This is a genomic window from Nocardia sp. NPDC004123 (genome assembly GCF_053603795.1).
This window is the reverse complement of sequence record NZ_JBSGGG010000004.1, coordinates 2,659-23,402: the sequence shown is the minus strand read 5'-3', so window position 1 is coordinate 23,402 and position 20,744 is coordinate 2,659. Positions and strand designations below refer to the sequence as shown.

The 20,744-nt window shown below is 70.6% G+C and carries 2 protein-coding genes (1 of these 2 running past the window's edge); both read right to left on the bottom strand.

Features of this window, described 5'->3' with window-relative positions:
* Positions 1-6,987, bottom strand: the beginning of a protein-coding gene (locus tag ACWEQQ_RS06325) for an SDR family NAD(P)-dependent oxidoreductase (RefSeq protein WP_452347442.1). The gene continues 8,793 nt to the left of window position 1, outside the view; only the first 6,987 of its 15,780 coding nucleotides appear in the window; the start codon lies at positions 6,985-6,987; its stop codon lies beyond the left edge, outside the window.
* On the bottom strand, positions 6,984-20,744 hold the full coding sequence (locus tag ACWEQQ_RS06320) for a type I polyketide synthase (protein ID WP_452347441.1): 13,761 nt from the start codon (positions 20,742-20,744) through the stop codon (positions 6,984-6,986). The genes ACWEQQ_RS06325 and ACWEQQ_RS06320 overlap by 4 nt, the downstream gene beginning before the upstream one ends.

Here is a 20,744-nt window from a genome sequence, read left to right as displayed (position 1 = left end):
ATCGACAGCCATACCGGCCCACTGCGCACCCTGACCCGAGAACACCACACCCGTCGAACCCGACACCACACGACCGGACACCGCTCCGGCAGCCGGTGCGCCCGCGGCCAATGCCCGCACACCCGCCAGCAGACCATCGCGGCCCTCGGCCACGACCACCGCACGGTGCTCGAAAACACCGCGCGTCGACGCCAGCGAGAAACCGATGTCCGCCGGATCCTGGTCACCCGCAAGCGATGTCAAGCGCTCGGCCTGAGCGGCGAGGGCCGCGCTGCCGCGCGCCGAGACCACCCACGGCAGCACTCCACCAGCCGGGACGGTCTCGACCACAGCCGGAGCCGGGTCCGCCGCCGGAGCCTGCTCGACGATGACGTGAGCATTCGTGCCGCTGATACCGAACGAGGACACGCCCGCACGACGCGGACGATCCACCTCCGGCCACGCCACCGCCGCGGTCAGCAACCGGACATGGCCCTGGGTCCAATCGACTTTGGTGCTGGGCTGATCGACATGCAGCGTCTTGGGCAGCATGCCGTGGCGCATCGCCATCACCATCTTGATCACGCCACCCACGCCCGCGGCGGCCTGCGCATGACCGATATTGGACTTCAACGACCCCAGCCACAGCGGGCGATCGGCATCCCGGTCCTGCCCGTACGTGGCCAGCAGCGCTTCGGCCTCGATCGGATCACCCAGCGTCGTACCGGTGCCGTGGGCCTCCACCACATCGACGTCGGCCGAGGACACCCCCGCATTCGCCAGCGCTTGGCGGATCACCCGCCGCTGCGACGGACCGTTCGGCGCGGTCAGCCCGTTCGACGCGCCATCCTGATTCACCGCCGAACCGGAAACCACCGCGAGCACGTCATGACCATTGCGGCGCGCGTCGGACAGTCGCTCCAGCACCAGCACGCCGGCGCCTTCGGACCAGGCGACACCGTCAGCGGTGTCGGAGAACGACTTGCTACGCCCGTCCGGGGCCAGCCCGCGCTGGCGGCTGAACTCCACGAACGTTTCCGGGGTGGCCATCACCGCGACACCACCGGCCAACGCCAGATCGCACTCCCCCGACCGCAGCGACTGCGCGGCCAGGTGCATCGCCACCAGCGAGGACGAGCACGCCGTATCCACGGTGACCGCCGGGCCCTCCAGCCCGAACACATACGAAACCCGGCCGGAGGCAATGGATCCCGCGTTCGCGTTGACCGGATAGTCGTGATACATCATGCCGGTGAACACCCCGGTCGAACTGCCGCGCAGTTCCGCCGGATCGACACCGGCCCGCTCCAATGCCTCCCAGGAGGTTTCCAGCAGCAGGAACTGCTGCGGATCCATCACCGCGGCTTCATTGGGGCTGATGCCGAAGAACGCGGGATCGAATTCGCCTGCGGAGTGCAGGAATCCGCCCTCGCGCGTGTAGGTGGTGTGCGGCGTCTCGCCGGTGGGGTCGTACAGACGGTCGGCATCCCAGCCTCGGTTCACCGGGAACTCCGAGGTCGCGTCGGTCCCGTTCGCAACCAGATTCCACAGCTGCTCGGGAGAACTCACCCCGCCCGGGTACCGGCACGCCATGCCGACGATCGCAATCGGTTCGTCGTCGGCGGTCCTGGTGGCGGTGACGGCGATGGCGCGCCCGGTGCCGGTGAGCTCGTCGGCCAGGTAGGCGGCCAGGGTGCGCGGTGTCGGGTAGTCGAAAACGACTGCGGCCGACAGTGACAGGGCGGTGGCGGTCTTGAGCCGGTTGCGCAGCTCGACCGCGCTCAGCGAATCGAATCCCAGGTCCTGGAAGGAGGAATCGGGTTCGATCGCGGAGGCACCGTCGTGACCGAGCACGGCCGCGATATGGGTGCGCACGGTCGCGAGTACCGCCTGCCGCTGCTGATCGGTATCCAGACCGGCAAGTCGTTGCCGGAGACCGGATCCCGCCGCCGAGGTCGTCGCCGCTGGACGCCGGGCCACGGCCGGCCCGAGTTCCCGCAGCAGTGGCGGCAGGAGTCCCGCCTCGGCGCGAGCGCGAATCGCGGTGGTGTCCACCGCCGCGATCACCGCCAGCGCCGTGTCCTGTGCGAGCGCCGCATCCCATCCGGCCAGTGCCTGCTCGTCCGGCATCGCGGTGAAGCCGCCGCGGCTCATCCGGGCCACATCGGTCTCACCCAGGTGCCCGGTCATGCTGCTCGAGCGTGCCCACGGACCCCAGGCCAGCGATTGCCCGGCCAGTCCCCGTGCACGCCGGTGCGCCACCAGGGCGTCGAGGAAGGTGTTCGCGGCCGCGTAGTTGGCCTGTCCGGGTCCGCCGATCGTGCCGGACACCGAGGAGAACACCACGAACGCAGCCAGATTCAGATCCGCGGTCGCCTCGTGCAGGTACCAGGCGGCGTCTGCCTTCGGCGCCAGGACCGCGTCCAGCCGCTGCGGGGTCAGGGACGCGATGATCCCGTCGTCGAGCACACCCGCGGCGTGGATCACGGCGGTCAACGGCTCGGGTGCGTCGGCCAGGAGTCGTGCCACCGCGTCGGCGGCGGTGACGTCACAGGCCGCGACTCGCACCTGTGCGCCCAGGTCGGTCAACTCGTCGCAGAGGGCTGGCAGGCCCTCGGCCTGCGAACCGCTGCGGCTGACCAGCAGCAGCGACCGGACGCCGTGCTCGACGACCACGTGCCGGGCCACCACGGCACCCAAACCGCCTGTGCCGCCGGTGATCAGCACCGTTCCCGCGCCGAAGGCGGAAGCTTCGTCACCGCTTGCGGAAGACACGGGTGTCGGCCGGGTGAGTCGAGCGGTGTGGGTGACGCCGGCGCGCACGACCACCTGGGGTTCGTCCACGGCCAGGACGGTGGCCGCGAGTCGCTCGTCGAGGCCGGTGTCGGAGTCCACCAGGACAATTCGGCCCGGGTCCTCCGTCTGCGCGGTACGCACCAGGCCCCACACGGCGGCGCCCGCGAAGTCGGTGAGATCTTCACCGGGCAGGGCGACCGCGCCGCGGGTGGCGACCAGCAGGGTGCTCGAGGCGAACCGGTCCTGATCCAGCCACGCCTGCACCACCTCGAGGATTCGTGCGACCTCGGTGTGGGTGGTGGTCACCACGTCGGTGCCGGTGTGTTCGTTCCAGCCGGACCCGGCCTCGACGACCACCACCGGCGGTACCGGTGACTGCGAATCCAACCGATCCCACTGGCCCACAACGGCATCCGCCGCCACCGGCTCGGACGTGGTCGGCGACCACACCAGTTCCAGCAGCGGATCGGCCGCGCCGGTCGCTCCGGCGGCGGCCAGCTGCGCCAATGGCATCGAGCGGGGCGTCACCGAACCCGACAGCACAGGTTGTCCCTGCTCGTCGCCCGCCCACACCGATACCGACGATCCGGTCGTGGTCAGACGCACGCGCAGCACCGACGCTTCGGCCGCGTACAGCGACACCGACTCCCAGGAGAACGGCAACACCACCTGGCCCGCCGCTACCTTGAACAGTGAATCCGGCTGTCCCGCAGCACTTTCGGACACCCCGGCAAGCAGTCCCGCCTGCAAGGCCGCGTCCAGCAGTGCCGGATGGATTCCGAAACCCTCGGCTCGCATCCCGGAGTCCGTATCGATGGCGACCTCGGCGAACACCTCGTCGCCGCGTCGCCACAGCGCCCGCACACCCTGGAACGCCGGGCCGTAGTCGTAACCACGTGCCAGCAGCGCCGTGTAGGCGGCCGAGACATCGAGACCGGTCGCCTCGGCAGGCGGCCAGGTCTGCGATACGGGTTCGGTGGCGTCGTCGCGAGTGGTCAGCAGACCCCGCGCGTTGAGTACCCACTCTCCGTCGCGATCCTGTTCGGCCCGAGAGTAGATCGACACCGGCCGTTGCGTGAGTTCATCTTCCGGCCCGCCGGCAACCACCTGGATCTGGACACCGCCGGACGCGGGCAGGACCAGGGGCGCCCGCAGCGTCAGTTCCTCGATCGCCGGGCACCCGGCTTCGGCGCCGGCGCGCAGCGCCAGCTCCACGAAACCGGTCCCGGGCAGCAGGACCGACCCGGCCACCGCATGGTCGGCCAGCCAGGCATGGGTCGCCACCGACAACCGGCCGGTCAACAACACGCCACCGAATTCGGGTTCCGAGACCACCGCGCCCAGCAGCGGATGCTGCACCGCACCCAAACCCGCGGACTCGACACCGGCGGTGCCCTGCGCAGCCTCGAGCCAGTAGCGGCGGCGCTGGAAAGCATAGGTGGGCAACGACACTCGCGATACCGGCCGACCGGCGAAGAACGCGGTCCAGTCGACCTCGAGGCCGACCGTGTGCGCGTGGGCCAGGCAGGTGACGAACTGTTCGACCTCGGCTCGGCCTCGGCGGGCTCCGGCGATCACCGACGACTGGGATTCGAGGTCCTCCGGCAGGCATTGCCGGGTCATGGCCGTCAGGACCGCATCGGGACCGATCTCCAGGAACCGGCGCACACCCGAGGCCGCGAGGGTCTCGACGCCCCGGGCGAACTGAACGCTCGCCCGCACCTGCTGGACCCAGTACGCGGGCTCGAGTACCTCATCACCGGCGATCCGGCCGGAGAGATTCGAGACCAGGGGAATCTGCGGGCGGCGATAGGTCACTTCCCGTGCGACAGTGGCGAACTCGGCCAGCATCGGGTCTATCCGGTGGGAATGGAACGCATGCGACACCCGTAGCCGCGAGGTCTTGAGGCCACGGTCGGTGAACCACTGCTCGAGCGCGGTCACCGCGTCCTCGTCACCGGATACCACCACGGCCGCAGGCGAATTCACGGCGGCGATGGACGCGCGGTCCGCATGGTCGGCGAGCGCCTCGGACACCTCGCGCTCGGTGGCCGCGACGGCCAGCATCGCGCCGCCCTCGGGCAGCCGGCCCATGAGGCGGCCGCGCGCCGCGACCAGCCGGCACGCGTCCGGGAGCGACCACACACCGGCGATGTACGCGGCGGCCAGCTCACCGATCGAATGGCCGATCAGGAAATCCGGTGTCACACCGAAGGATTCCAGGAGCCGGCACAGCGCGACCTCGTAGGCGAACAGTGCGGGCTGGGTGAACTCGGTCCGATCCAGCACGGCGGCATCGGCAGCGCCGACCTGCCGGCCGGTGAACATCACCTGCTTCAGCGATCCGCCCAATAGCGGGTCGAATTGCGCACACACCTCGTCCAACGCGGCGGCGAACGCCGGAAACGCCTCGGCCAGTTCACGTCCCATTCCGGCCCGCTGTGCGCCCTGCCCGGTGAACAGGAAGGCAGCCTTGCGCGTGACCGCCTGCGCCGCCGTCACGCCCGCGGCGGTGCTCGCCGATCCGTGTTCCGCCAGCGCTGCCAGTCCGGCCAGCATGGCGTCCCGGTCGCCGGCGACCACCGTGCCCCGCCAGTCCAGCCGGGCGCGGGTCGTCAACAGCGAATGGGCGATCTCGTCGGTGGTCAGGTCGGGGTGTTCGGTCACCCACTGCCGCAGTTTGCCCGCCTGCGCACGCAGGCCGTCCTCGGTCTTCGCCGAGACCAGCCAGGCGGAGACATCGGACGCCACGGTCTGCGCACCCTGATCGGGCGCCTGGTCCGCTGGTTCGGCGGCGGCCTCCTCCGGAGCGGGGGCCTCTTCCAGGATCAGGTGCGCGTTGGTGCCGCTGGCGCCGAAGGAGGACACACCGGCGCGACGCACCCGCTCCCCCGCCGGCCACGGTTCGGCCGTGGTGAGCAGCCGCACCGAGCCCGCCGACCAGTCCACGTGCGGGGTCGGAGCATCGACATGCAGTGTGGCGGGCAGCGTTTCGTGCCGCAGCGCCTGCACCATCTTGATCACGCCGCCGACACCGGCCGCGGCCGAGGTGTGCCCGATGTTCGACTTGAGCGAGCCGAGGCGCAGCGGAGCTCCGACGCGACCGCGACCGTAGGCGGCGATCAGCGCCTGCGCCTCGATCGGGTCGCCGAGGGTGGTGCCGGTGCCGTGCGCTTCGACCACATCGACGTCGCCGGGTGTCAGACCGGCATTGGCGAGGGCCTGCGCGATCACCTTTTCCTGCGACGGACCGTTCGGTGCGGTCAGGCGATTGCTGGCGCCGTCCTGGTTGATCGCGCTGCCGCGGATGACCGCGAGGACGGGGTGGCCGAGACGGCGGGCATCCGACAGTCGCTCGACCGCGAGCATGCCGAGGCCCTCGGAGAATCCGGTCCCGTTCGCCGCCGCCGCGAAGGCCTTGCACCGCGCGTCCGGGGACAGCGCGCGCTGGCGGCCGAAGGCGATCAGCAGGGCCGGATCGGACATCACGGTGACGCCGCCGACCAGGGCGAGCGAGGTGTCGCCCTGCCGCAGCGCCTGGCACGCGAGGTGCAGGGCGACCAGCGACGATGAGCACGCGGTGTCCACCGAGAGCGCCGGGCCCTTGAACCCGAAGGTGAAGGCGACCCGGCCGGAGAGGATGCTGGAGGAAACACCCAGGTAGGCATGGCCTTCCGCCTCGGCGGTCAGGCCCGGCGCACCCACGCGGGGGCCGTAGTCCTGATGGATGACACCGGCGAAGACCCCGGTGTCGCTGCCGCGCAGCGACACCGGATCGATGCCCGCATCCTCCAGGGCCTCCCAGGCCGCTTCCAGGAACAGGCGCTGCTGCGGATCCATCGCCAGGGCCGCGCGCGGGCCGATCCCGAAGAATCCGGCGTCGAAATCGCCTGCCGCATCCAGGAATCCGCCTTCGCGGGTGTAGATGGTGCCCGGCGTATCGGGGTCGGTGTCGAACAGCCGCTCGAGGTCCCAGCCGCGGTCGGCCGGGAAGGGCCCGATGGCGTCGGTGCCCGAGGCGACCAGATCCCACAGCTGCGCCGGAGTTTCGACCCCACCCGGATAGCGGCAGCTCATGCCGACGATCGCGATCGGCTCGCCGGCCCGGTCCTCCAGATCCTGGATGTGCTTCTTGGCGGCGCGGAGGTCTCCGGTGAGCTTGCGCAGATACCGGCTGAGCCGTTCCTCGTTGCTGGTGCCGGGGTTGCTCATGCTGGGCCAAACTCCTCGTCGATCAGATCCAAGAGCTCACTGTCGGATAGCGCAGTGTCGGAATCGAATTCGAGATCGTCGTAGCCGCTGCGCGACCACGTACCGCCCAGATGGGCGACGAGGCGCTCGTTGACGCCCCGCAATCCGGTGACGATCTCGTCGTTGTCGCTGCTGTTGGCGATGATTCGCTCGAGCAGTGCCTCGAGCCGCGCCAGGTCGTCGGCCGTCGCCGACGGCGGTTGCGCCGGCGCGGTCACCACGGTCTGTGCCAGCAGATAGTCGGCGACATCACCCGCCGTCGGATAGTCGAACACCAGGGTCGAGGGCAGCGACAGCCCCGTCACCTTCGCCAGCCGGTTTCGGAATTCGACGCCGCCGAGGGAATCGAAGCCGAGTTCGTTGAAGCCCCGATCGGCTCCGATGTCGTCGGCCGAGCCGTAGCCCAGCACCGCCGCCACGTGTTCCCGCACCAGGTCCAGGACGAACCCGCGGCGCTTCGCTTCCGCCACACCGTGCAGGCGGTCTCCGAGTGACTGCGCACTGCTCGGCGCTGTGACCGACCGGGCCCGGGTGCGAACGAATCCGCGCAGCACCGCGGGCACCGGACCGGAATGCGATTCCATACGCAGTTTGTCGGTGTCCAGCCGCGCCAGCACCGGCACCGGTTCCGCCGTGGTCAGCGATTCGTCGAACAGGCGCAGGCCCTCGGCACGATCCAGCGGGGCCAGGCCCAGTCGCTCCAACCGGTTCATGGCGGCACGATCCAGGACGCCGGTCATACCCTGCTGCCACGGCCCCCAGGCGAGCGCGAGCGCCGGGAGTCCCGCGGCGCGGCGCTGCACCGCGAGGGCGTCCAGGAAGCTGTTCGCGGCAGCGTAATTCGCCTGCCCGGCCGAACCGATCACGCCGGCGATCGACGAGAACATCACGAACGCCGACAGCTTCAGGTCGCGGGTGAGCTCGTGCAGAGTCCACGCCGCATCGGCCTTGGGGGCGAACACCCGGTCGATCCGGTCGCCGGTGAGCGTGTGGAACGCGCTGTCGTCGAGCACGCCCGCGGTGTGGACGACACCGGTCAGCGGATGCTCCGCGGGCACGGCGGCCAGCAGGTCCCGAAGCGCGTCGCGGTCGGTGACGTCGCAGGCGGCGATCCGTACCTCGGCACCGGATCGCGTCAGCTCCGCCGCGAGTTCTGTTGCACCGTCGGCACTCTCGCCGCGGCGTGAGACCAGTAGCAGGTGCCGGACCCGGTGTTCGGCGACCAGGTGGCGGGCCAGCAGCGCACCCAATCCCCCGGTACCGCCGGTGATCAGCACGGTCCCGGGACCGAACGACACCCGCTCGGCCGCCGAGGATGCCAGTGCCTGTAGTCGCGGCACCAGGACACCATTGCCCCGCACCGCCGCCTGCGGTTCTCCGGTCGCGATCACGGCTCGGATCGAGTCGGCCGAAAGGTGCTGCACACCAGCGGATTCCTCGGCGTCGAGCAGTACGATCCGCCCCGGATACTCGGTCTGGGCGCTGCGGATCAGCCCCCACACCGCGGCCGATCCGGTGTCCGGTGTCTCTTCGGGCAGCGCTGCGGCCCGGCTGGTCACCACGACCAGCTGCGACCGCGCGAATCGCTCGTCGGCCAACCAGTCCCGCACCGTACGCCGGGCGGTATCGACCCGATCGCGTCCGGAGGGCTGCGAACCATCGTGCGGCGCTGCGGCTTCGGACCACACCACGACGCCCGGAACGATCGGAGCCGAGGCGAGTGCCGCCGGATCCGGGTACTGCTCGTCGATTCCGGCCACCTGCCCGGCCCCGAGCACGGCCATGCTCCCGGCCGGGACGTCGGCGAGCGCCTCCGCCGGGGCCCAGCCCAACCCGTACCGTGCCGCGCGGCCGCCGGGCAGCGCCGCCCGGAACTGCTGGACGTCGTAGGAGCGCATGAGTACTTCGTCGATGCTGACGACCGGGTTGCCGTCCTGGTCGACGGCCACGACGGAGATCGCCTCACTGCTGCGCTGGATGGCCATCACCCGCAGCCTGGTCACCGTGGACGCGGTGTGGAATTGCGTTCCGCCCCAGCGGAACAGCAGCTTGCCCTGGGACGCGTCGCCCTGGTGGTCGGGCCAGATCAGGCAGGCGAGTCCGGCATGCATCACCATGTCGAACAGCGCCGGGTGCAGCCGGAACCGGTCGGCCGGGGTGTCCTCGGTCAGGGCGACCTCGGAGAAGACCGTGTCGCCGCTGCGCCACGCGGCCTCGATGCCGAAGAACGCGGGTCCCCATTCCAGTCCGGCGGCACGCGCCACCTGGGCCGGAATCCATTCGGGGTCCACCGGTTCGGCATCGGCGGGCGGCCAGGAAGCGGCGCGCATCATGTCCACCAGCCCGATGTCGATCAACTGCCGGGCGCTGAGCACGCCGCTGGCATTGCGGGTCCATTCGCCGTCGGCGGCATCGCCGGTCAGGCGGTAGTGGAAGGTGAACGATCGGCGGCCCTCGGCGTCCGGTTCGCGCACCAGGACCTGGAGTTCGACCTCGCCCTCCGCCGGCGGCAGGATCGGCGCCTCGAGGGTGAGTTCCTCCACGGCGTCGCAGCCGATCCGCCGGCCGCCGACCAGCAGCATCTCCATGAGCGCGGCGCTCGGGACGAGCACAACGCCGTAGGTGGTGTGGTCGGCGATCCAGGGCTGGGCGCGCAGCGACAGCCGTCCCGTGAACAGCCACTCGTCACGGTCGGCCACCCGCACCACATCGGTGAGTAGTGGGTGTTCCGAGGTGGCGCTCCGGGGCTCGTCGAGGTTGGGTTCGAGCCAGTACCGCCGATGGTCGAAGGCGTAGGTGGGCAGGGTGATTCGCGCCATCGGGCGGGCGGTGAACAGCTGGTTCCAGTCGACCGTCACCCCGGCGTTGTGCGCCTGGGCGAGCATCGTCAGGAACTGCTCGACCTCGTCGTGGTCCCGGCGGGCGGCCGCGGCGACCACCGATCGGGCCTCGGCCTCCGCGGGGAGCGTCTGCCGGGTCATCGCCGCCAGCACCGCGTCGGGGCCGATCTCGAGGAACCGGCGTACGCCCGATGCCGTCAGCGTCTCGACACCGTCGGCGTAACGCACCGCGGCACGCACCTGAGACACCCAGTACTCGGGTGCCAGGATCTCGTCGCCCGCGATCCGGCCGGAAACGTTCGACACCAACGGAATTCGCGGTGCATTGAACGTTACGCGCGCGGCGAGGGTCTCGAACTCGGCCAGCATCGGCTCCATCCGAGGCGAATGGAATGCGTGCGACACCCGCAAGCGGTTCGTCTTGCGTCCCTGCGCGGTGAACCGACGGTCGATCTCGTCGACGGCGTCCTCGTCACCCGAGACCACCACGGCCGCAGGCGCATTCACCGCGGCCACCGATACCCGGTCACCGAACCCGACGATCATGGCAGCGACTTCGGTCTCGGTCGCGGCGACGGCCAGCATCGCACCGCCCGCAGGCAGCGCCTCCATCAGTCGTCCGCGAGCCGCGACCAGTTCGCAGGCGTCGTCCAGGGACCACACACCGGCCACGTACGCTGCCGCCAGCTCGCCGATCGAGTGCCCGACCGCCAGGTCCGGAGCCAGGCCGAACGACTCCAGGAGCCGGTACATCGCCACTTCGAACGCGAACAGCGCGGGCTGCGTCAGTCGGGTCCGATCCAAGGTGCCGGTCTCGGCGGCGACTCCGTGATCGTCGATCAGGTGTCCGGTGAACATCACTTGCCTCAGGGAACATCCGAGCAAGGGATCGAACCGGGCACATACCTCGTCCAACGCCGCGGCGAACACCGGGAAGGCGGCGGCGAGACCCGCGCCCATGCCGACCCGCTGCGCGCCCTGACCGGTGAAGAGGAAGGCGGTCTTCCCGGAGCCGACCGTGCCGGAAACCACTCCGGCAGAGGCGGATCCGGCGGCCAGCTTCGCCAGCCGCGCCATCAGTTCGTCACGATCACCGCCGAGGACCGCTGCCCGCCACTCGTGCCGGGCACGTGTCGTGACGAGCGAGTAGGCCACGTCCGCCGCGTCGGCGTCGGGGTGATCGATCAGCCACCGGTGCAGCTTCGCCGCCTGTGCGCGCAGGGCGTTCTCGCTCTTGGCCGACACCAGCCACGGCAGCACCGTGCGCGGGCCGTCGGCGGCCGGTGACGAGACGACCGGTGCGGTGGGCGCTTCCTCCAGGATCAGGTGGGCATTGGTGCCGCTGACTCCGAACGACGACACACCCGCCCGGCGGGCCATTCCCCCGGCAGGCCAGGGTTCCGGACGGGTCAGCAGGCGCACCGCCCCGGCCGACCAATCCACGTGCGGAGAGGGTGCTTCCGCGTGCAGGGTCGGGGGCAGGGTCTCGTGGCGCAGCGCCTGCACCATCTTGATCACGCCGCCGACACCGGCGGCCGCGACGGTGTGACCGATATTCGATTTGATCGATCCCAGGCGCAGCGGCTCGCGGTCGCCGCGATCCTGCCCGTAGGCGGCGATCAACGCGTTGGCTTCGATGGGATCACCCAGCGGGGTGCCGGTCCCGTGCGCTTCCACCGCATCCACGTCGGCGGGCGTGAGCCCGGCATTGGCGAGGGCCTGCGCGATCACGCGCTCCTGCGACGGGCCGTTCGGCGCGGTCAGGCCATTGCTGGCGCCGTCCTGATTGACCGCGCTGCCGCGAATGACTGCCAAGATGTCGTGGCCCAGTCGCCGGGCGTCCGAGAGCCGCTCCAGGACCAGGACGCCCACGCCCTCGGCAAAGGCCACGCCGTCAGCGGCGGCGGAGAACGCCTTGCAGCGGCCGTCCGGCGACAGCCCGCGCTGCCGCGCGAAATCCACGGAAAGATACGGGGTGGCGGCCACGGTGACGCCGCCGGCCAACGCCAGCGAGGTCTCGCCCTGACGCAATGCCTGGCACGCCAGGTGCAGCGCGACCAGTGAGGACGAGCAGGCGGTGTCGATGGTGACCGCCGGTCCCTCGAGACCGAAGACGTAGGCCACGCGGCCGGAGACGACGGAGTGGGTGGTGCCGGTCAGCCGGAATCCCTCCAGGTCGCCGGTGACATTGTCGACATAGCCCGAGGCGCATGCGCCGGCGAACACGCCGGTATCGCTGCCGCGCAACGTGATCGGGTCGATGCCGGATTCCTCCAGTGCCTCCCAGGAGGCCTCCAGCAGCAGCCGCTGCTGCGGGTCCATCGCCAGGGCCTCGCGCGGGCTGATTCCGAAGAAGCCCGCGTCGAAATCTGCTGCGTCGTCGAGGAATCCGCCTCCGCGGCTGTAGACCGTTCCGGGCTTGTCCGGGTCCTGGTCGATCAGGCGCTCGAGATCCCAGCCGCGATCGTCCGGGAATTCCGTGGTGGCATCGGTTCCGGACCGGACCAGATCCCACAACTGCTCGGGGGTGCGGACGCCGCCGGGGAATCGGCAGCTCATGCCGACGATCGCGATGGGCTCGTCGGTGCGGGCGCGGCGCGAGACGCGGGTCGGTTTGGAACCGGATTCGGTTCCCTCGATCTTGCTGTGCAGCAGGGTGGCGACCGCCGCGGCGGTGGGGTGGTCGAAGACCAGGGTGGACGGCAGTTGGATACCGGTGGCCTTCGCCAGCCGGTTGCGGAATTCGACGCCGCCGAGCGAGTCGAATCCCAGAGCGTCGAATCGTTCGGTGGGACTGATGTCTTCGGCCGAACCGTGTCCGAGCACGGCTGCGGCGTGCTCGCGAACCAGGTCGAGCACCACCTCGGCACGGTCGGCCTCGGGCACCCGGCTCAGGCGCGCGCCCAGTGAACTCGACGGGGCCGCAGCCTGAGCCGTGGTGCGGGGCAGGAACCCGCGGAGTACCGACGGCACGGCACCGGTGCCCGCTTCGCGGCGCAGTTCGGCCGGGTCGAACCGGATCGCCGCCAGGTGCGCGGCGGCTCGGCTGGTCGCCGCATCGAACAGCCGCAGGCCTTCGTCGTGCGCGAGCGGGTGCAGGCCCAGCCTTTCCCAGCGGGCGAGCGCGCTGCGGTCCAAGCCACCGGTCATGCCGCCGGCGGAGTTCCAGGGCCCCCAGGCCAGGGAAATCGCGGGCAGCCCTGCGGCGCGGCGACGGTGCGCCAGGGCATCGAGGAAGGCGTTGGCCGCCGCGTAGTTGCCCTGTCCCGCCGAACCGATCGTCGCGGCGACCGACGAGAACAGCACGAAGGCGGAGAGGTTCCGGTCACGGGTGAGATCGTGCAGGTGCCAGGCGGCGGCCTTCGCGGTGAACACGCGCCGCAATTGCTCGGCGGTCAGGCCCGCGAGGGTGCCGTCGTCGAGGACGCCCGCCGCGTGGACCACGGCGGTCAGCGGATGATCGGCGTCGAGGGAATCCAGCAGCGAGCCGATGGCCTCCCGATCGCCCACATCGCAGGCCGCGACGCGGACGGAAGCACCGGCTTCCGACAACTCATGCACCAATTCGGTTGCGCCGTCGGCGGTTTCGCCGCGCCTGGACACCAGCATCAGATGGCGGACGCCGTGCGTGGTGACCAGATGCCGAGCCAGCAGTGCGCCGAGGCCACCGGTGCCGCCGGTGATCAGGACGGTGCCGGTACCGAAGGAGGATCCGGGCTCGGCGTCCTGGTCGGCTCGCGTCTTCGCCAGCCGGGGCACGAGCAAGGCTCCGGCGCGCACCGCGACCTGCGGTTCGCCGGTCGCGATCACTGCGGCGACCATCGCCTGGTCGACGGCGGGCGCGTCGGCCGACGGGTCGGTGTCGAGGAGAACGAATCGGCCCGGGTATTCGGTTTGGGCGCTGCGCATCAGGCCCCAGACCGCTGCCGCGGCGAGATCCGGTGTCTCGCCGGTCAGCGCGGCGCCGTTCGAGGTCACCACGACCAGTCGGGTGTCGGCCAGACGCGGTTCCGCGAGCCACGACTGTACCGTCGCCAGTACCGATTCCAGGTAGCCACCGACGGCCGTGGGATCGCCGGCCGCGGCGGCGTCGTGCGGAATCCAGGTCACGAAATCTGGAATCGATTGTGCTGCAGCGAGTTCCGAGGGGGTCGGCGCGTGGGTGGCGATACCGGCGACCGGCGCTGAATCGAGCACAGCCATCCGGTCCGCGGCGGGACCCGGTGTCGCCGCTGCCGTCGGCGTCCACTGGATGTCATAGAGGTCGGCATCATCCGCGGCGAGGGTGCCGCGCATCTGTTTCACGTCATAGGGCCGCATGACGACGGCGTCGACGGAGACCACGGGCCGCCCCGAATCGTCAACGGTCGCAACGGAGATGGTCTCCGGGCCGCTCTCGACGGCGATGACCCGCAGCGTCGTCGCCTTGACCAGCGGTTGATGTAGTCGCGCGCCGCCCCAGCGGAACAGCAATCGACCGGTGTCGGGGTCACTGTCCTGATCGCGCCAGATGAGCCCGGCCAGCCCGGCGTGCATCACCAGGTCGAGCAGGGCCGGATGCAGATCGAATCGCTCCGGTTCGGGCGCGGCGGCCGTGTTCAGGGTGATCTCGGAGAAGACGGCTCCGTCCCGCTGCCAGGCGGCGTCGACACCGAGGAATGCCGGGCCGTATTCGAGTCCGGAACCCTTCGCGATTCGCTCGGGAATCCATGCGGTATCGAGGGTTTCGGCGTCGGCCGGCGGCCATGCCTCGTCGCGCAGCTGGTCCAGCAGGACGTCATCGCCGTCCCAGGCGGGGGCCAGGACACCGCTGGCGTTGCGGACCCATTCGCCCGCGCGGCCGGCCTTGCGGAAGTAGAAGCTGAACTGGCGTCGGCCGGTCGGGTCCGGCTCCTGCACCGATACCTGGAGTTCGACCTCGTCGGTTTCCGACGGGAGGATCGGAGCCTCCAGGGTCAGCTCCTCGACGACGCCGCAATCGATTCGGCTGCCCGCGACGAGCAGGAATTCGATCAGGGTCGCGCTGGGCAGCACCACGGTGCCGTAGGTCATGTGGTCGGCGACCCACTGGTCGGTGGGCAGCGAGAACCGGCCGGTGAAGACGAACTCGTCCTTACCGGCTACCGGGAAGACACCGGTGAGCAAGGGGTGAGCTTGGGGGTCGCCGGTGGCTTCGCGACGCGGTGGCAGCCAGAATCGCTGATGCTGGAAGGCGTAGGTGGGCAGGGGAATTCGCCGGGCCGACCGGCTACCGAGCAGGGGTGTCCAGTCCACCCGCACACCGGCGGTGTGAGCGTGTGCCAGCATCGTCGAGAACTGTTGGGGCTCATCGTGATCCCGGCGCGCGGCCGCGGCCACCACCGACGCGGACTCGGCGTCCTCGGGAAGGGTCTGCCGGGTCAGCGCCGCCAGCACCGCGTCGGGGCCCACCTCCAGGAATCGGCGCACCCCCGAGGCGATCAGCGTCTGGATGCCCGGCGCGAATCGCACCGCGCCCCGCACCTGGCGAACCCAGTAGGCGGGCTCCATGATCTCGTCCCCGGCCAGCTGACCGGAGACGTTCGACACCACGGGAAGCCGAAGCGGGTTGTAGGTCAAATCCTGTGCAACAGACTCGAATTCGGCCAGCATCGGCTCCATTCGATGCGAGTGGAAGGCGTGGCTGACCCGCAGCCGTGACGTCTTCGCACCACGATCGGCGAACAGCGCCTCGATCTCGGCGACGGCGTCCTCGTCACCCGAGACCACCAGGGCCTGCGGCGCATTCACCGCGGCGACCGAGACGCGGCCCGGATAGCCGGCGACGACCTCGTTCACCTCGGATTCGGGCGCTCCGACAGCCAGCATCGCGCCGCCCTCGGGCAGCGCGCCCATGAGACGGCCGCGCGCTGCCACCAATCGGCAGGCGTCCTCGAGCGACCACAGACCCGCGAGGTATGCGGCCGCGATCTCGCCGATCGAATGACCGATCACCACATCCGGGGTGACGCCGAACGACTCCAGCAAGCGGTACAGCGCCACTTCGAAGGCGAACAGGGCGGGCTGGGTGAACTCCGTGCGATCCAGGACAGCGGTACCGCCATCGGCGGAACCGTTGAACATGACGTCCCGGAGCGAGCACTCCAGCAGCGGATCGAAGTGGGCGCACACCGAATCCAACGCGTCGGCGAACACCGGGAAGGCCTCGTACAGCCCGGCTCCCATGCCGATCCGCTGGGCACCCTGCCCGGTGAACAGGAAGGCCGTCGTCCCCGCGCCGATGACACCCGTGACGACACCGGCGCCGGTTCCCGATTCGGCGAGATTCGCCAGCCGCTCGAGCAACTCGGCGCGATCGCGACCGAGGACCACAGCGCGTGAATCCAGCTGCGACCGCGAATTCGCCAGCGCCTCGGCCGCATCCGCGATGTCGATGTCGGGGCGCTCGAACAGCCAGGCACCCAATCGGGCGGCCTGCGCGCGCAGACCCGCCTCGCCCTTACCCGACACCAGCACTGGGATGGGCGGTGCCACGCTGTCCGGCTGCGTCTCCGCACAGTCACTCTCGGCGGGCGCCACCGGTGCGGCGCTGCCCGGCTGCGCCTTCGCAGTGTCGCCCGTGGTAACCGGTGCGGCAGGCGCTTCCTCGAGGATGACGTGCGCGTTGGTGCCGCTGATCCCGAACGACGACACACCCGCCCGGCGCACCCGGTCGCCCGCGGTCCACGGTTCGGCGTCGGTCAGCAGGCGCACCGCGCCCGCGGCCCAATCCACGTGCGGCGACGGCGTTTCGGCGTGCAGTGTCCGCGGCAGGCGCTCGTGCCGCAGCGCCTGCACCATCTTGATCACACCGGCCACACCGGCGGCGGCCACCGCATGGCCGATATTCGATTTCAACGAGCCGATCCGCAGCGGTTCCCGCTCGCCGCGATCCTGGCCGTAGGCCGCGATCAACGCCTGGGCCTCGATCGGATCGCCCAGGGCCGTGCCGGTTCCGTGCGCCTCCACGGCGTCCACGTCGACCGCGGTGATCCCCGCATTGGCGAGGGCCTGGGCAATCACTCGCTGCTGCGACGGACCGTTCGGCGCGGTCAGGCCATTGCTCGCGCCGTCCTGGTTCACGGCGCTACCGCGGACCACGGCCAGGACATGGTGGCCGAGCCGCTGGGCGTCCGAGAGTCGCTCGAGGACGAGCACACCCGAGCCCTCCGACCACGCCACACCATCGGCGGCCGCCGAGAACGCCTTGCACCGGCCGTCCGGCGCCAGGCCGCGCTGGCGGGCGAAGTCCACGTACAGGTACGGGCTGGCCGCGACGGTCACGCCACCGGCGAGCACCAGCGAGCTGTCGCCCTGGCGCAGCGCCTGGCAGGCCAGATGCAAGGCCACCAGCGAGGACGAGCACGCCGTATCCACCGTCACCGCCGGGCCCTCCAGGCCGAACGCGTACGCGACGCGGCCCGAGATGACGCTGTGCGAGGTGCCGGTCAGGCGGAAGCCCTCCAGGTCGCCGGTCACCCGGCCGGCGTATCCGGACGAGCAGGCGCCGGCGAAGACACCGGTGTCGCTGCCCCGCAACGACACCGGGTCGATGCCCGCGTCTTCGAGTGCTTCCCAGGAGGTTTCGAGCAACAGCCGCTGCTGCGGGTCCATCGCCAAGGCTTCGCGCGGGCTGATGCCGAAGAATCCTGGATCGAAATCGCCTGCGCTGCTGAGGAATCCACCGTGACGGGTGTAGACCTTACCCGGCTTGTCGGGGTCGGGATCGAACAGCCGGTCCAGGTCCCAGCCGCGATCCTCGGGGAATTCACCGATCGCGTCGCGGCCCGCCGCGAGCAGGTCCCACAGGTCCTCGGCGGAACGCACACCGCCGGGGAATCGGGCGGCCATGCCGACGATCGCGATCGGTTCGTCCGTATTCGCGCGCCGCGAGACCCGGCGCTCGCCCCGATCGGTCCCGGTGACCCGGGCCTGCAGGAGCGCCGCCACCGCATTCGCGGTCGGGTGGTCGAAGATGAGCGACGACGGCAGGGGCACACCGGTGGCGCGCGTCAGGCGGTTCTGCAACTCCACGCCGCTGACGGAGTCGAAGCCGAACTCGGTGAAGGGCAGGTCGGGGTGGATGGATCGGGCCGACTCGTGGCCGAGGATGGCGGCGGCCTGCTCACGGACCAGGTCGAGAACGACGGCGCCGCGCTGATATTCGGGGGTCGCCTGCAATGTGCGTGCCAGCGGGCTGTCATCCCACGCCTGCTCACCGCTCTCGGGCGTGCGGTCCTCGGGGACCTCGGCGATGTCGGTCGAGCCGCCGGAAATGGCCGGCGCGCCGGCCCAGAAGTTGCGACGCTGGAATGCGTACGGCGGCAGGTCGATCCGCGCCCCGCCGGAGACCAGCGCACTCGGATCCACCTGCACGCCGGCGCAGTGCGCCTGTGCCAGCGATGCCAGGAAGCGGTCCGGGCCGCCCTCGCCACGCCGCAACGAGCCGACAACGGCGACGCTCTCGGCCGCACCGGCGGCCTCGGCGGTCACGCCGATGCCCATCGTGAGCACCGGATGCGGACTCGACTCGACGAATCCGTTGACACCGTCGGCGATCAGCGCCGTGACGGCATCGGCGAATCGGACCGGTTCCCGCAGGGATCGATACCAGTATTCGGCATCCAGTTCCGCGGTATCCAGCCGGTCGGCGGAGACCGTGGAGAAGAACGACACCGACCCGGATTGCGGGCGGATGGGCGCCAGTTCCGCGAGCAGGCGATCACGCAGCCGCTCGACCGCCTTCGAATGCGAGGCGTAGTCCACCGGAATCGGGCGGGCCCACACGCCGTCGCGGGCGCAGGCGGCGAGGAAGTCCTCCATCGCGGCGACATCGCCGGCGATCACGGTTTGCGCCGGACCGTTCACGGCCGCGAGCGAGAGCCGATCCCCGTACGCCGCCAACCGCTCCCGGACCGCATCGGCGCCGAGGCCGATCGAGGCCATACCACCCTGACCTGCCAGTTCCTCGGCGACCGCGCGCGACCGGAGCGCGACCACGCGCGCCGCATCGGGCAGCGAGAGTCCGCCCGCGATATAGGCGGCGGCGATCTCGCCCTGAGAGTGGCCGATCACCACGTCCGGCTCCACGCCGGCCGCTCGCCACATCCGGGCCAGGGAGACCATCACCGCGAACAGCACCGGCTGCACCACGTCCACGCGATCCAGCGGGGGCGCGCCGGCCTCGCGGCGCAGTACCGCGGTCAGCGACCAGTCCACGTACGGCGCAAGCGCGGCTTCACAATCCGCGATCGACTCCGCGAACGGCCCACCCGCGTCCAGCAGGCCCAGCGCCATACCCTCCCACTGGCTGCCCTGCCCAGGGAAGACGAACGCGATGCGGCGCTGCTCGGCCCGCCCGGTGGCGGGCTCGATCGCCACGGCGGGTGCGGTCGGGTCGGCCAGGGCCGCCAAACCGGCCAGCAGCTCGGAGCGATCCCGGCCGACAACGCTTCCGCGCCACTCCATCTGGGCGCGCGTGGCCAGCAGTGAGTACGCCACGTCGACCGCGGTCGAATCGGGATGCCGGAGCAGCCACTCCCGCAGCCGGGCCGCCTGCGCACGCACACCGGCCTCGCTGCGGGACGACACCACCCACGGCACCGCACCGGGCTCACTGGCAGCTGCGGCGGACCCGACGGCGGGCGCCTCCTCCACGATCACGTGGGCATTCGATCCGCCCATGCCGAACGACGACACAGCCGCCCTGCGCACGTCCGTCACGGGCCAGTCCTCGGTGCCCGTCACCACCCGTAAACCCATGTCCGCGAGCGGAATTCGCGGATTCGGCGTCTCGAAGTTCAGGCTGGCCACCAGTTCCTGATGGCTCAGGCAGAGCACCGTCTTGATCAGGCCCGCGATACCGGAAGCGCCTTCCAGATGCCCGATATTCGTCTTGACCGATCCGACGGCCAGCGGCGCGTCCTGCGCCCGGCCCGCACCGTAGGTCTCGCCGAGCGCGGCGGCCTCCACCGGATCACCGGCGGGCGTGCCGGTGCCGTGCAATTCGACGTACTGCACCGACGCCGCCTCGACGCCCGCCGCGGTCAGGGCATCGCGAATCGCCGCGGCCTGCGCATCCCGGCTCGGCGCGCTCAGCACTCGGCGTTCATTGCCGGTGTTGATCGCGCTGCCACGGATGACGCCATGAATACGGTCACCGTCGGCGATTGCCTGGGCGAGAGGCTTCAGCAGCACCATGCCGCCGCCCTCGCCACGCACGAACCCGTCGGCCCGCGCATCGAAGGTGTAGCAGGCGCCGAGCGCCGACTGCGCGCCGAACTGCTCGATCCGCTCACCGCTCGTCGGCGACAGAATCAAGTTCAGGCCGCCGGCCAGGGCCACATCGCTCTCGCCGCTGCGCAGGCTCTCACAGGCCAGATGCACCGCGACCAGCGACGATGCCTGGGCGCTGTCGACCACGATGCTCGGGCCGCTGAAACCGAAATAGTTCGAGATGCGGTTCGCGATAATGCCCCGCCCGACACCCCACAGCGAGTGGCGGCTGACCCCCGGGCCGCCCCGCGAGGCCAGAATCTCGGCGAAATCGCTTCCGGTGCAGCCGAGGAACACACCGCACCGCCGGGCCTCGCGCGCCGTGGCGGCCAGGCCCGCGTCCTCGAGCGCCTCCCAGCTCAGCTCCAGCGCCAGCAGCTGCTGCGGATCGAGTGCCCGCGCCTCATTCGGCGAAACCCCGAAGAAATCCGCGTCGAACTCCCCTGCGGTGCCGACGAATCCGGCTCGCTCGGTAATACTCTCCCGGCTCTCGGGAGCCGCGCCGATCGCGGCGCGCCCCTCCGTGAGCAACTGCCAAAAACTGTCGAGATCGGCCGCCCCCGGCATCCTGCAAGACATACCCAC